This window comes from Novosphingobium sp. AP12 (assembly GCF_000281975.1).
Taxonomy (GTDB): domain Bacteria; phylum Pseudomonadota; class Alphaproteobacteria; order Sphingomonadales; family Sphingomonadaceae; genus Novosphingobium.
The window spans coordinates 41,099-55,993 of sequence record NZ_AKKE01000157.1 but is presented as its reverse complement, the minus strand read 5'-3'; the positions used below and the strand labels follow the sequence as shown (position 1 = coordinate 55,993).

General features: G+C 62.7%; 7 protein-coding genes and 2 pseudogenes. 5 read left to right on the top strand and 4 right to left on the bottom strand.

Annotation, left to right across the window (positions count from 1 at the left end; translation table 11 throughout):
- Window positions 1-752 precede the first annotated feature (752 nt).
- Window positions 753-2,072, top strand: a complete 1,320-nt coding sequence (locus PMI02_RS22350; protein ID WP_007687255.1) for a reverse transcriptase domain-containing protein — start codon at window positions 753-755, stop codon at window positions 2,070-2,072.
- Window positions 2,073-2,217: 145 nt separating this feature from the next.
- On the opposite strand, the gene PMI02_RS22345 is transcribed toward PMI02_RS22350, so the two are convergent.
- Window positions 2,218-3,321: a Fic family protein gene (locus PMI02_RS22345; RefSeq protein ID WP_007687253.1), complete on the bottom strand. Its 1,104-nt coding sequence runs from the start codon at window positions 3,319-3,321 to the stop codon at window positions 2,218-2,220.
- Window positions 3,322-3,544: 223 nt separating this feature from the next.
- Here PMI02_RS22345 and PMI02_RS22340 point away from each other — a divergent pair.
- The 4 genes and pseudogenes from PMI02_RS22340 to PMI02_RS22325 all read left to right on the top strand — a co-directional run bounded on the left by PMI02_RS22340 (window position 3,545) and on the right by PMI02_RS22325 (window position 7,904).
- Window positions 3,545-4,112 (top strand): annotated as a pseudogene (locus tag PMI02_RS22340) (tyrosine-type recombinase/integrase).
- 425 nt (window positions 4,113-4,537) lie between these two features.
- Window positions 4,538-5,383 (top strand): annotated as a pseudogene (locus PMI02_RS22335) (23S rRNA (adenine(2030)-N(6))-methyltransferase RlmJ).
- Between the two features lie 56 nt (window positions 5,384-5,439).
- Window positions 5,440-5,760 (top strand): hypothetical protein, encoded by a 321-nt coding sequence (locus tag PMI02_RS22330; RefSeq protein ID WP_007687250.1) that lies wholly within the window; start codon window positions 5,440-5,442, stop codon window positions 5,758-5,760.
- 296 nt (window positions 5,761-6,056) lie between these two features.
- Window positions 6,057-7,904 (top strand): DUF885 family protein, encoded by a 1,848-nt coding sequence (locus PMI02_RS22325; protein ID WP_007687247.1) that lies wholly within the window; start codon window positions 6,057-6,059, stop codon window positions 7,902-7,904.
- A gap of 263 nt (window positions 7,905-8,167) precedes the next feature.
- On the opposite strand, the gene PMI02_RS22320 is transcribed toward PMI02_RS22325, so the two are convergent.
- The 3 genes from PMI02_RS22320 to PMI02_RS22310 form a co-directional block, all read right to left on the bottom strand.
- Window positions 8,168-8,830: a LamG domain-containing protein gene (locus PMI02_RS22320; RefSeq protein ID WP_007687245.1), complete on the bottom strand. Its 663-nt coding sequence runs from the start codon at window positions 8,828-8,830 to the stop codon at window positions 8,168-8,170.
- Window positions 8,830-12,660, bottom strand: coding sequence for a LamG-like jellyroll fold domain-containing protein (locus tag PMI02_RS22315; RefSeq protein ID WP_036505039.1), 3,831 nt, complete (start codon window positions 12,658-12,660; stop codon window positions 8,830-8,832). Before PMI02_RS22315 ends, PMI02_RS22320 begins: the two co-directional genes overlap by 1 nt.
- 435 nt (window positions 12,661-13,095) lie before the next feature.
- Window positions 13,096-14,880, bottom strand: coding sequence for an IlvD/Edd family dehydratase (locus PMI02_RS22310; RefSeq protein WP_007687243.1), 1,785 nt, complete (start codon window positions 14,878-14,880; stop codon window positions 13,096-13,098).
- Between the last annotated feature and the right edge of the window lie 15 nt (window positions 14,881-14,895).

Sequence of the window (14,895 nt, the reverse complement as noted above, 5' to 3'; positions counted from 1 at the left end):
TCCGATCAAGCCGACCAATCTTCCCCGTCGTAACTTCCCTCCATTCACTGTTCAGAGAGGTTTGTCCTTTGCGCTCTTTGGTTTCGTGAACTCCCTGTGGAGGGAGGCAAAGTAAGCCCCTCTCTCGACGGATTTCTAAATTGGCATTCCGGCCGAAAGCTGCCGTTTCGGAAGTCAATGCCGCCTGTGCCTGATTGCGATTTGTCAGGACCGGACCGTCCGCACCTGGGCGTCGAAAATTGACGGCTGAAAGTCCGCAAAGGGTGTGCGCCGTGCAAAGGCGGCACTTTCTAGGGGGTGAGAGGCCCACCCGGCGATGCTCCAGCCGGAAGCAACCGGGGCAGGCATGGAGGTGACGAAATGTCTGAAGCCCCCGGATAACGGTCCCGTAGGTGATAGTGCGAGCGTACAGGCCGTAACGTGAGTGAACGCTGAGCAATCCTCGAAAAGGATGATGTGCAGGCCGACCCGTTAACCCATACGGGGAAGGTTGATATGGACGGGCAAGTTTGAGCGACGTTGAACTCGTCTGCTGCACCCGGGTAGTGGCGACAGCATATACGCAAGGAAAGTGCACGCAACACGGGAAGCCCCATGGCGTGCCGAGTGATCGGCAACCGGACGCCCGCGAGGGAGGGAAGGGCGCGATGGGGTGGCGGAGAGGCCCGTAGTACCGAGGAAGCCGAGTAATGTCGGTGGAGGGAAGGAGCCTCAGTTCAAGATGAACGCAACAAGTGGTGAGGGGCAGGAGATTGGGTAACCTATCAACTCCGATAAGCGTCCAGAAACTGCAGAAGGCGTCGCACGCGAAAGCGAAGGCAGAAGCCGGCTATCGGTTTTACGCACTGTACGACAAGATCAGCCGCGATGACATTCTGGCTCATGCCTATGCCCAGTGCCGCTCGAACAAGGGCGCGCCGGGTGTGGATGGACAGGACTTTGCGGATATTGAGTACTACGGCGTCGAGCGATGGCTGACGGAACTGGCGCTTGCGCTCAAAGAGGAGACGTACCGACCGGAACCGATCAGACGGGTCTACATACCAAAAGCCAACGGCAAACTCAGGCCGCTGCGCATTTCCACCGTGCGGGATCGGGTCTGCATGACGGAAGCGATGCGGTGCTTGAACCGATCTTTGAAGCCGACCTCCCACGAGATCTACGCCTACCGGGCCGGGCGCAACGCCCAGCAGGCCGTGGTCGAGGTGGAAGAGCAGCTGTTCTATGGCCGACCGGATGTCGTGGACGCCGACCTTGCCGAATACTTCGGCAGCATCCCCCACCTTGAGCTGATGAAATCGGTATCGCGCCGGATCGTTGATCCGCGCGTTCTGCATCTGATCAAATCCTGGCTGGAATGCGCTGTCGAAGAAACGGATGACAAGGCAGGAAGACACGAACGATGCAGGCCCGCGATCAGCGGCGCGGCATCCCGCAAGGATCACACATCTCACCACTGCTGGCAAATCTCTACATGCGCCGGTTCGTTTTTGGGGTGGCGGAAGCTCGGTCTTAGGCAAAGTCTAGGCGCGCGGCTCGTCACCTATGCTGATGATCTCGTGATCCTGTGTGCGAAGGGCAATGCGGAAGCTGCGCTAGATCACATGCGCAGGATCATGGAAAAGCTGAAGCTGACAGTGAATGAGGAAAAGACACGTATCTGTGAGGTGCCGGACGAGACGTTCGACTTTTTGGGATACACGTTTGGTCGGATGTACTCCGCGAAAACCGGCAAAGCCTACATGGGCCACCGGCCATCAAAGAAAAGCATCCAGCGCGTGATCGCTACGATCCACGAGCTGACAGATCGAGCGCGTACATGGCAGGATACCGCATACCTTGTGCCCAAGATGAACCGGGTGCTGCGCGGATGGGCCAACTACTTCTCGGTTGGAACCACGAGCAGGGCCTATCGGGCTATCGACAGTTACGCAGTGGTGCGGTTGCGCCGGTGGCTGCGGGCCAAGCACAAGACCAGACGAAAGCGCGAGGGAGCCTATCACGACCCTGAGCTGTACGAGCGCTTCGGCCTCGTACGTCTGGCGAACTTGGCCGCAGCCCACCGTGGGTGAAGGCGTGATATCTTGTCCGAGAGCCGGATGCGGGAGATCTGCACGTCCGGTTCGATGAGCAGGGAGTGGAAACGGATCGTCTGGCAAGCCCCACAGGCGCGCCGCACAACACCGCGCCACTTCCTGACTCTACCGTAGCCCGCTACTAGCCCAAGTCGAGATAGTAGCGGGTGGATTTCAGCGTGCCGGTCTGCCTTAGTGCGCCGATATCAACCAACTCGTGCAAATCGCGGGTTGCAGTCGCACGAGAGGTACCGGTGATGGTGATGTAATTGGCCGCGCTCAGCCCCCCGATGAAGCCGCCCAACCCTTCGCGAAACATCCGGGCAATGGTGCGCGCTTGCCGCTCGTTGAGCCGGTCCCGGAAGCGGTCGTAGAATTGCGTCTTGGTGATGAGAAAGTCGATCAGGGCAAGACTGTGCGTCTGTGCGTCCAGCACGGTTTCGGCAAAATAGGTCAGCCAGGCGGTGATTTCGTTTTTCTTGTTAGCCGCTTCCAGCGCATCGTAATAGGCGGCCCTCTTGCGCTGGATGACATGTGAAAGGGCTATCAGGCTGGGCTGGCCGATTGCCTGTGACAGCACTTTCTCGGCTAGCGCACGAGCCACGCGTCCGTTGCCATCCTCAAAGGGATGGATCGACACGAAGTAAAGGTGACCGATCCCGGCCCGGGTCAAGCCCGGCAGCGGTCTTGTCCCCTCGGGAGATGTGGCGGCGAACCACGCCAGGAAACTCTGCATTTCCAATGGCACGTCCTGCGAGGGCGGGGCCTCGAAATGCACCTTCGGCTTGTGGCTGAAACCTGAGACGACCTGCATAGCGTCTGCGTGTTTGCGGTAACTGCCGACAGCTTCGATGTCGTGTCGCCCACTGACGACCATGCGGTGCCAGGCGAACAAGGTCTCATCCGTGAGCGGTTCGGCAAAGTCGCGATAGAGGGCGATCATCATTTCAGCGATGCCGCGCTCGGCCGGCGGGATGCGACGGTCTCCGACTTCAAGACCGAACTGGCGGCGCAGCGAGCTTTGCACGCTGTCGCGGTTGAGCAACTCGCCTTCGATCTCGGACGTCTTGAGCGCTTCGCCGGTCATGATATCGATGGTGACGGCGGCTCGATCATCGTCGGAAAGGTGCTTGACCGAACCGATGAGTATCCCGGACTGCTGCAGGAATCTGGCCTCAGTCGCCGCCAAAGAGGCGCTATCCCAACAAAATTCAGGCCAGTCTAGCTGCTGCCAGTTCCACTTCATGAGCTATAAATAGCTCTTTTATAACTCATTGAACATCATTTTTTGAGGTAAAAGCCGGTGATTTTTGCCTCATTCAGCCATCACTCGCTGAGTGACCATAGCCGGATAACCCGTTCTGACGCGTTCTACCTATTGCCATCATGGCCATCGGAGACGTGTCATGGGATTATCAGAATTCGATCCCGCCGCGCATGTGCGGGTTTGATGGAACGCCGGGCGAAAAGTGGGCGCGAAGCGCGCGCTCGAGCCGCGTCAGATCTGGGCCGTCCGCTTCTTTCTCGACCACATCGACGCATCCGGGATCGGGCCCTCTTCGATCTTGCGATCGACAGCAAACTGCGCGGCTGCGACCTGGTGAAGATGAGGATCAGCGACATCGTTTGTGACCGAACATTCGGACCCGGGCAACGGTGGTTCAGCAAAAGACCGGAAAGCCAGTCCAGTTCGAGTTGATGGACGATGCTCGTGGCAGCCTTCTGAAATGGCTTGAGCTGCGAGGTGGATCGCTCGAAGATTTCGTCTTCCCGCGTCGCACAGACCACTCGACCCACATCAGCACGCGGCAATATGCCCGCCTGGCTGACGGATGGGTCACTGGGATCGGCTTACCGAGCGAGGATTATGGTACGCATTCCCTACGGCGAACCAAGGCGTCCATCATCTACAAGACCACCGGAAATTTCCGCGCGGTCCAGAGACTGCTGGGGCGCACAAAGATTGAACGCACGGTCAGATATCTCGGCGTAGATATGGAAGACGCCTTGAGTTTGGCAGAAGGAACGGAAATCTGAAGCTATCTGGCTCCCTTCTGCAACGAGGAGCCAGAACCGATTAGTAGCGGCTAGGCACGTCCCTTTTTGCGAATGAAAGATGGAAAGGACCGTCGCCCGACATCTGGGACGTCGAGATCAGCGGCTTAGCTACCGTCCTCCCGGTGGGGACAATGGGAGAGCTGCCAGTCCGCTCCTGGGGAGCGAAATTCAAGCGCTGAGTGACCGGCAAAGGTCGGCCTCTCCACCTCCAATGGCGATCGCTGACGCAGTCTTGGAGCCTTGCGCCGAAATGCGATGTAGGACTCTATGCGGGTGCCGGTTGGTTACGTCAATAGCATCGCGCTCGGCTTCCGCGCCTGACAAGAAAGGCACGATCATAACTTCGCTTTGCAGAAGATCTGGCACCTCGTTTAGAGGCTGATCGTCAGGATTTTTGAACCGCAATGAACTATCGCCATTCCTTCCACGCCGGCAACAGCGCCGATGTCGTAAAGCACAGCCTCCTGATCGCGCTGGTGCGCGCGGTGCAGCACAAGCCGGGCGCACTGACCTTGCTCGACACTCATGCCGGCTGCGGGCTGTACGACCTTGGCGGCGACGACGCGCGGCGCACCGGCGAGGCCACGCAGGGCGTGCTGCGGGCCTTTGTCGACACGAACCCCTTGCTGGACGACTACCGGGTCGCCGTGCAGGCGGTGAATACGTAGTCGGTGGATACGGGAGACGAACCCCGCCTGTACGCCGGCTCGCCGCAGTTTCTGGCGCAGCTTCTGCGCCCGATGGATGCGCTGATCCTCAACGAAAAGCACCCGGAGGATGCCAGCGCCCTGCGCGGGCGCGATGCGGGGCACCGGCGCGGCCATCCATGAACGCGACGCCTATGAGCTGTGGCTGGCGATGGTGCCGCCCCGGACGCCTCGCGGCGTGGTCGTGGTCGATCCGCCTTATGAGCAGACGGACGAACGCCGGCGCATCACCGCCACCCTCGCCGCCGCTCCCCGCAAATGGGCGCATGGCGTGACGGTGATCTGGTATCCGCTGAAAGACGGCACCACGCACCAGCGGTGGAAGGCGAAGTTGCGCAAGCTTGGCATCCCGAAATTTCTGCTGGTGGAGCATTGGCTGTACGACAGCGAGCAGCCCGGCATTTATAACGGCGCAGGCTTTTCCTCGTCAATCCGCCCTACGCTTTCATGCAGGCGCTGCCGCCACTGCTGGAAGCGTCGCGCGCGGCGCTGGCGCCCCAAGGGCACAAGGGCGAGATACTGTGCGCCTGGCTGGACGACTAGGGCGACGCGCAGGAATGTGGAGTGGAGTGCTGCCGCCGGCATGCTAAAGGCGGGTCATGCTTCATAAACATGGCCGTGGCGGCACCGTCGAAATCGATGGGTTCAAATATGACTGGGAGCTCCTTACCGATCCCCAACTGTCCTCTTCCGATGGCTGGAAGGGGATGACGATTTCCCTGCGCCAGCACGGCATGGCGCGTGAAGCGGTGCTGGAATTTCCGGCTCCAAAGCGCCTGCTGAAAGGGTTGCCGAAAGGGCGTTTGCATATCAACGACACCATCGCTTCGCGCGGCGTAAGGGCGGCCCTGTCGGCCGGATGGGATCCCGCATCGCGCGGCAAGCCCGTCGTGTTCATGGTCGATGCCGACGGAAATTGAACGGGCGCAAATCGTGGACTCCCACACCGCAGATATAGCCTTAGTCAGACAACATCGTACCATTCCTACTTGGTGACCGACAAAGCTGACGGGCTGCACCTGGGGAATTGAAATCGGCGATTGTGTGACCGAAAAGGGTCGACTTCATAAGCCGTCTCCAGCCAAATTCTGTCGAAAAGAACGACTTTGGAATATAGAGATCATGCCAACCAGGTGCCGGAGCGGCATTGTCGCGCAAACTGGATTTCTGCGGACGCATGGCATAGTCTAACTCCACGATACATTCTGGAGCTCCCATGATCGACCGTCGCCGGTTCCTTACTTCCGCATCAGCGGGAGCCGCCATACTTGCAGCAGGCCAAGTGTTCGCCCGCGCGCCTGCGCAGCCAATCACCGCAGGATCGGGAAACCCAGCGCTTGCTGCATTTATGGACAAGTATTTCGAAGGCGAGATCGACGCCTCGCCCGAGACTGCGACCGGTTTTGGGCTCGACATCGGCGTACGCGCCGCGCTGAAGTCACACCTCAAAATCCCGACGCTTGAGCATGAAGAGGAAGACCGAGCCCGCACCCGCAACGCACGTACTGAGCTTGGCAAACTCGACCGTGCGTCGATGGGCGCGCAAGACGGTATTGACTACGACACGATCGAGGCTAACCTTGATGCGGTCATTCGCACTTACGCCATTCCATATGGCCAGGGCGGGTGGCCCCAGGTCTACCGCGTCAGCCAGGGTGGCGGCGCTTATCTCACCACCGGGGATTTTCTCGACAACCAGCACACTATCAAGAATGCGGCCGATGCCCAGGCTTATGTGTCACGCGTCAACGAGTTCGCGGACGTGCTCGCCGCCGAGACCGATCGGATGCTTGAGGACTTTGGTATTGGCGTCATCCCGCCGGATTTCATACTCAAGAAAACGATCGGCTTGCAGGCTGGGATGCTCGGCACGAAGGCAGCTGATTCCACGCTCGTAGGCTCGATTGTGCGGCGTACGGGCGAGCAATCGATCGCGGGCGATTGGGGCTTGCGCGTCGAGAAGCTGGTGGCCGAGCGGGTCTATCCTGCGCTGCAGCGCCAGAACGATGCACTGAAGGCAGCATTGCCCAAGGCCGGACACGATGCCTCCGTCGCGCGCCTGCCGAAAGGTGAGCAGTACTATTCCAACAGCCTGAACTACATTACCACGACGCGAATGACGGCGGACGAGATTCATCGCGTCGGTCTTGAGCAGGTCGCAGAGCTGACCGGGCGGTCGGACGAGATGTTGAAGAAGCTGGGGCTCAGCACAGGCACTGTGGGCGAGCGCATCACCGCGATGAACGCCGACCCGGCCAACGTCTATCCAAACACCGATGCGGGCAAGGTTGAACTCGTCGCGCACCTCAATAAGCAGATGGCGGCGATGCAGGAGCTTTTACCCAAGGCCTTTGGCCGGCTGCCAAAGTCCAAGGTCGAGATCAAGCGCGTCCCGCCCGAAATTCAGGAAGGGGCAGCGCAGGGCTATTATAACTCGCCCAGTCTCGATGGCAGCCGTCCGGGCATTTACTGGATCAACCTTACCGACACGGCTAACTGGCCCAAATACGGCCTACCCACGCTGACCTATCATGAGGCAATCCCCGGCCATCACTTGCAGATCGCGCTCCAGCAGGAAAGTGCCGCAGCGCCCAAGCTAATGAACCTGCTGGGATTCTCCAGCTATACCGAAGGCTGGGGGCTTTATGCCGAGCAGCTGGCCGATGAGCTTGGCGCTTATGATGACTTCCCGATGGGTCAAATCGGCTTCTATCAGAGCCTCCTGTTTCGCGCCGTGCGTCTTGTCGTCGATACAGGCCTCCACTCGAAGGGCTGGAGCCGGGAAAAGGCGATCGGCTACTTGATCGACAACACGGGCCATGCCGAGGGCGCTGCGACTTCCGAGGTGGAGCGCTACTGCTCGTGGCCGGGGCAGGCCTGCGCCTACAAGGTCGGGCACAATGAATGGCTGCGTCTGCGAGAGAAGGCACGTTCAGCCTTGGGCGCACGCTACGACATCCGCAACTTCCACGATACCGCGTTGGCCGGTGGCGGTATGCCGCTGACGGTGTTGGAGCGTGTCGTAGACAACTGGATCCTCGCGCGCAGGTCCGGCGCGGGCTAATTGCCGTCGATTGCTCCGACACCGACATTCGCTTTTCGGCCAGTCTTGGGTGTCCAGAATGGGTAAGCGGACGGACTGCAGCTGGGAACGGACAAGCTGTGGCTGAAGGTCACAAAGGGTCGGTAGACGGCACTCGCGTGTGTCGGGGGAGGGGTGGCCGGCCCAGCAGAGTTGCCGATTCTAAGGGCCATAGGAACGAGGCCGGCGGTGCTGCGCATAATCTGCAGACCCTGATCCGCTTGTCGACACAACGCCGATGAGCGTCAAGGCAATAGGTCGAAGCGTGAGGGCGCCAGTGCATGGTTGGTGAAACGGGCCATTCGCACTGCGCCATGGAAAAAGTTCACGCGGTTGTAGCGGACCCCCACCGAGCTATTGCCCGGCCCCTGCGGAGTGAAGCCATCCACTTTTGCCTCACCCTCCAGGACACCGTTGACGTAGCTGCGATAGGTCGTGCCGTCGAAGGTCTGGGCGACGTGGTACCACTGGCCGATGGGGTGCAGCTTCGCGGGGTCGATCAGGACCTGCGAGTAGCCCTTCCCCTTGATGAAGCTGTCGAGATACCAGGAATTGCCGACCACCCGGATTTCGAACAGCAGCCGCGTCTGGTTCGCCGGATTGTCCGAGGCCAGGTGCAGCCAGCGCTGCTCGAAAGCGCCGCCATCGGGGCGGAACACGGCTTCAACCGTGAACTGGCCTGCTCCGGCAAGCGGGTGGCGGGGAAGGTAGATCGCATCGTCCACCCCGTCGAAGATCACCACCTTGCCCCCCGGCCCCTTCTCCACCTTCGGATCGCCGACGACCTGCGTCTGCAGCCCCCCGATGCGGTCGAGGCGGTCGAACTTCCAGACCTTGCGACCATCCTTCGCCTGCGCTCCGGCTGGGAGCGCGGCCAGCGCGAACAATAATGCCATCCATGGGCGCATCAGTTCGTCTCCCCGAGCACCACGACATTGTTGCGCTGGGTCACTTCAGGCGCGCCCGTCGATACCTTGACGTGGAGCACCTGAGGCGCGCCGCCGGGAACTGTGAGCGTAACCGTCGCGGTCTTGGCCGTTAGGTCGCGCGGCGCCTCCAGAGCGGGCACGGCTATGGACGCCAGTACCTTGCCCTCGACCGTCTCCAGCGTGAGGATGCCCGCGGGCGCGGCGACCGAGCCGAGGCTGTGGACCGTAACGGCAAGCCGGTTGCCTTTGAGCGTCACGTCGTCGGCACCGATACCGAGGTCCGGCCGGTGCTCGGGCTGCGTCGCGGCCTTCTGCTTGAGCCGGAAGGTCATGACGGTCGTGGTGCCCGGCGCGAAGGTGACCGGCAGCGAACCGCTGCGCTCCAGCTCGACGTCGCGGGTGGTCACGCCCCCCTGCGCCGTATCGCCGCCGTCGGCCGCAAGGCCCTGCGTCAATTCCCAGTTGCCGGCGACGACGTTCCATGTCCCCATGTCCGCGCGCTGTTCGGCCGCGCTCGTATTATACGCAACCACGGTGAACGCCTCGGGCGTCGCATCGCGCACCAGGATCGCGACCTTCACCGCCGCTTCCGGGTTGGCGAAGCGCCAACTCACCGCGTTGCCCGGGTAAGTCTGGTTGCGCTTGAGGGCGATGCCGCCGAGGCGCTCGCGCTGCAGATGCTCGTTAGGCGCGTCCACGCGGTCGCTCCACCAGTGCCCCTCGGTGTACATGTACATGTGCTGGCTCTTGTCGGAGATGCCGTGGGCGTTGAGCGCCTCTAGCCACGCCCGGTCGCCCGTGGTGTTCCAAGCCTCGAAGCGCGCAAAATCGTCGCCGCCCTTGGCCTTGCGCTGTACCGTGTCCTTCCAGTCCGCGCGCTTGCCGAGCAGGGTGATCGCGTTCTCGTTGATCTCGGTGAGCGCACTGAAATTGTCCTTGCCGACCCGGCCGAGGATAGGGCGCAGGTACTTCTCGTCGCCCGTGAAGCGCCAGGCCGCCCAGGCCGACTGCATGGGAAGCGAGGCGCCGCCGCCATCGCCTGCCCGCTCGCTATCGTGGTCGAAGCTGATGTCGTTGGGGAAAGTCCAGAGCCCGTCTGCACCCTGCTTGCCATGCGCCAGCAGGCCGTCGATCAGCCCCGTCACCAGCCCGCGCGCGGTCGGATCGGCGTTGAAGGTGCCCAGCAGGACCGGCGTGTGCATGATGACGAAGCCATAGGGCTTCTGCCATGCCCATGGTTCGTCGGTGTAGATCTTGCGGGCGCCGTACCAGCTGGAGGAGATGTGCATGTGGCCGGCGGGGTTAGCGCGGATCACTCGGCCCAGCGCCTTGACGGTGGCCATCATGCGCTCGACCGCTTTGGGCTCGCCCCAGTTGAGATATAGCCGTTCGGCGTCGGAATTGATGCCTTCCTCGTAGACGTGCAGTTCGTCAGTGGAAATGTAACTCAGTCCGTCGACGATCATGCCGTTCTTGTAGACCGCGTCCGACAGCGCCAGCAGCGAGCCGTTGATCTTGTCGGGATCGACGCCCATCAGCGCAAGCCCTGGCCACTGCTGCGTCAGGTCGGTATCGTCCGAAATGCCGCCGCCGAAGTCGCCATAAGACACCTGCCGGTGATCGATCCACCAGTTCACGAACTGGCGCGTGAGCTTCAGATCCTCCAGCTGGCGGAAAGCCCAGAGCGGCATTCCAGCTGGCGCCTCGGGCTGGACGAAGGGCGGTAACTGGTCTTCGGAATAGCCGATGTCGGCCCAGTAGCGGCGCGCCTCAAGGTTATCCGGATCGACGCGCAGCAGGTCGGCTATGTCGCCGTATAGACGCCGGTAGAGACCGGCCCGCTTGGAGGCGGTATGCTCCTCCACCAGGAAGGCCCAGTTGTCCTTCACCTGGTTGAAGCGGTCGGCGACGTGCTCGGCCTTAGCCTCTGCACGGTTCTTGAAAACCATGCGTACGGTCATCCCGTCTAGCGACTTCGCCCCGAAGTCCAGCGCGGCGGACGCGACTGTAAGGTAAAGGCTGTCTGCCGTCAGGATGCGGTCGCGCAGGTCAAGCCAGAGCGTGCGCGGCTGGCCCGGGCGGACTGAAACCTGCAGGTCAATCATGTCACGGTCCGGCCAGATCGGGTCTTTCACGCGGATGTCGAGCGGGATCACGCCCTGTGCGTTCGGCGCGGCGTTCATCGCGGGCAGGTCGATGGCGATGCCGTCCAGACCGTCGTGGACGTTCTCCCAGCCATAGTTCCAGGCCCGCGCCAGCGGACGGTCGGACGGCGCATCGCCGAAGTTCGAAGGGATTAGAACGTGGACCAACGGAAGGTCCTCCCCGCTCCGCCGCGCGGTCCCGGAGGCGCCGGCGCTGCCCGCACCGACCGCGGCCTTCACGCCGCTCGTGGGCAGGGCCACAACCGTCGAGCGCTCGTTCGCGGGATAGCGGCCGGCGATATGTGCATTGAGCCGCTCCAGAGCGCCGAGGTCCGATGCCGCGTCGGCGCGCACGGTGTAGCTCAGCTGGAACGTCCCTTTGGGCACCTCGCCCGCGTGGATGTCGTAGGCCCAGATTTCCTGGATCGGCTGTTCCTGCATCACGTTGGTGAAACGAAGGGTCCCGCCGGTTTTCGTGGGCATGTCGGTGAGCGAGCGCACCACACCCTTTGGCCGCGCCGCCACCTTGCCCCACGAGGACTTGCCGTCACCCGACCATTCAAGCGCACCATAGGCCGCACCGCGGATTTCGACGCGGTTGAAGGCGGCGTCTCGCGGCAGGGTCAGTTCATAGGTCTTGCCGCCTTCGACATAGACGTTCCAGTCCGGCAGTTGGAAATAATCGTCACGCCCCGGCAGGCGCGAGCGGTTGTAGACGCCGGGCCACGTCGTTTCCGCGATGCCATCGACGCCTTTCCACATCCATTCCTTGAGGTCCTTGGCATCGGCAAACTCGACTTTACGGACGACGGTGACCTTGTCCTCGAGCGCGGCCGGGCTCTGCGTGTCCCATCCGAAGCGGTGGAGCCAAGCTTTGCGGATATCGGCCGACGCTGGAGCGGGGCCGCCCGTCGGCTCCTGCTTTGCCGCCAGCGCCGCCACTTGTTCGCCGCCCAGCATGTGGTCGTAGATGCAAATGTCGTCGAGGTCAGAGCCGCGCATGAAGTTGTAGCGGCTCTGCACCTGGTGCGGCGCGATGACGCGGCCCGCGAGGCCGAACTGGTCAAGCGCCATGTCGAGGTCCGCCGCCTGCCGGTTGGAGGCGACCTCCTGCCCGTCCCAGAACAGGCGCACGCCCTGCGTCTCATCCCAGGTGAAGGCGACGTGGTGCCAGGCGTCCGGGCGCGGCGGGGTCGGCATGGCCCAGCTGACGCGCACACGCGACAGGTTGGCGTCAGTGACGAAGGCGTCGAAGCCGTGGCCGTTCCAGTCGATGCGCAGGAAGGCCATGTCCCAGCTCGAATGATCGCCCGCACTGGCGCGGAAGATGACGAAAGGCGCCTCACCGACCGGGGTGTGACTGCGCCAGAAGAACGACAGCGTGCCGCGCTGGGCCTGAATGTTTCCGGGTGCCTCCCAGGCGACGTAGCCTCCATCGGTCCAGCGCCCCGCTCCGCCGACCGCTCCGTCCGATACAATCGACACATCGCTCTTGAAATTAGGCGCGGCCGTCCCGCCGGAAACGGTCGCATCGAACCCGGTATCGAGTGGCGCGCGGAAAAGCAGCCCGTCAGATTGCTCCGCATGCGCCGACGACGCGACGGTCGCGGCGATGCATACGCCAGCAATTGCCAGCGCCAATCGGGAACAGGTCAGGGTTTTCATGGTTTGCTTTGGGGGCTGCGACACTTGTTCTTCTCCCTCACAGGACCGGCCCTCCAGCCTATCCCTGTCGTTTCGACGTTCGGAAACCGCTCATATGACACCGGTATCATTGGCTTCAACCCCTAATAGTCGCTCTTTAACCAGTGGTGACGATCGTTCAAAATCAATCTGATAGAAGCGTTACCTTGGGTCCGTCAGACCTCGCGGCAAGGTGGCTATCATAGACAGTACATCACGCCGGATTATCGGCCGTCGCGCCCGAAAAATGGTCTCGATTCTTTGGGAGAGCGTAGCCGGCGCGTATTCGTACGGCCGCCGAATGCCGTTCATGCGGCTCAGCACGACATAAGCGGCCTTGCATTTCGGCAGTGCGCGTGGGGGGAGGCTGCACGGCGGGATGCGGCGGGCCGCGCGACCTTGCCTCCCCGCCGCGCCTTAGTGGTTGTGGCGCGGGGTTTTGACCGATATCCGCCGGTATTTGAGAGCCATTTCCATTACCGCGCCGTCCGCCATCTGGCCGGTCTTCTCGCGGAAAAGCTCCTCCCAGGGCGTGTGGCTCGCGGGGACGGGCGGGGGCTCTTCTTCCTTGCGGCGGGCGATCTCGGCTTCGTCAATCAGGGCGTCGCAGCGGCCGGTGTTGATGTCGATGCGGACCATGTCGCCGGTGCGCAGCCACGACAGGCCCCCGCCCGCCGCGCTCTCCGGCGAGCAGTTGAGGATCGATGGACTGTCAGAGGTGCCCGACTGGCGGCCGTCGCCCAGCGTCGGCAGCCACTGGATGCCCCGCTGGATGAGCGCGTCGGGCGGTTGCATATTGACGACCTCGGCCGAGCCTGGCCATCCCTGCGGCCCGGCGCCGCGCATGACGAGGATGCAGTTCGCGTCGATCTCCAGCGCCGGGTCGTTGATGCGGTGGTGGTAGTCCTCGCCGCCCTCGAACACGATCGCGCGGGCCTCGAACCGGCCTTCCTCGCCGGGACGGGAGAGGTAGCGGGCGTGGAAGTCGGCGCTGATGACCGAGGTCTTCATGATGCCGAAGTCGAACAGGTTTCCCGACAGGACGAGGAAGCCCGCCTTTTCGCGCAAAGGCTCCGCGAAGGGGCGGATGACCTCGCGGTCGCGCGCTTCGCGGCCGATCAGGTTGTCGGCGATGGTCCTGCCGGTGACGGTGAGGCAGCCGCCCGCAAGCACGCCTTCGCCCAGCAGTTCCCACATCACCGAAGGCACGCCGCCGGCGCGGTGGAAGCGCTCGCCGAGGAATCGGCCGGCGGGCTGCATGTCGACGATCAGCGGCAGGTCGTAGCCGTGCTCGGTCCAGTCCGAGGTGTGGATTTCGACGCCTGCATGGCGCGCCATCGCCATGACGTGTGGCTGCGCGTTGCTCGACCCGCCGATGGCGCTGACGACGCGGATGGCGTTGAGGAAGCTGTCGCGTGTGAGGATGGTCGAGGGGCGCACGTCCTCGTGCGCCATCTCGACGATGCGGCGTCCGGTCTCGTAGGCCATCTGCCCGCGCTCGCGGTAAGGCGCCGGGATCGCCGCGCAACCGGGGAGGGAGAGGCCGAGCGCTTCGGCCACCGCGTTCATGGTGGAGGCGGTACCCATCGTGTTGCAGTGCCCGGCCGACGGGGCGCTGTCGCAGGCGCGCTGGAGGAACTCCTCCTCGTCGATCTCGCCGGCCGCCAGCTTGCGCCGGCTGCGCCAGATGACCGTGCCCGATCCAACCAGCTCGCCCTCGTGCCAGCCGTCGAGCATCGGCCCGCCGGACAGCACGATCGCCGGGATATCGACCGTGGAGGCGGCCATGACCTGCGAGGGCGTGGTTTTGTCGCACCCGGTGGTCAGCACGACGCCGTCGATCGGGTAGCCGTAGAGGATCTCGACCAGCCCCATGTAGGCGAGGTTGCGGTCGAGCGCGGCGGTGGGCCGGCGGCAGTTCTCGAAGATGGGGTGGACCGGGAATTCCATCGCGATCCCGCCTGCGTCCCTGATCCCGTCGCGCACTCGTTTGGCAAGGTCGAGATGGATCCGGTTGCATGGAGAGAGGTCGCTGCCGGACTGGGCGATGCCGATGATGGGACGCCCCGACCGCAGCTCGGCCGGAGTGATGCCGTAGTTCATGAAGCGCTCGAGATAGAGTGCCACCATGTCCGACCGTTCGGGATCAGCGAACCAGTCCTGTGAACGGAAGCGGCGCGGTGCCTTCGGCTCGTCCATCATCGTCTCTCCAGTGTG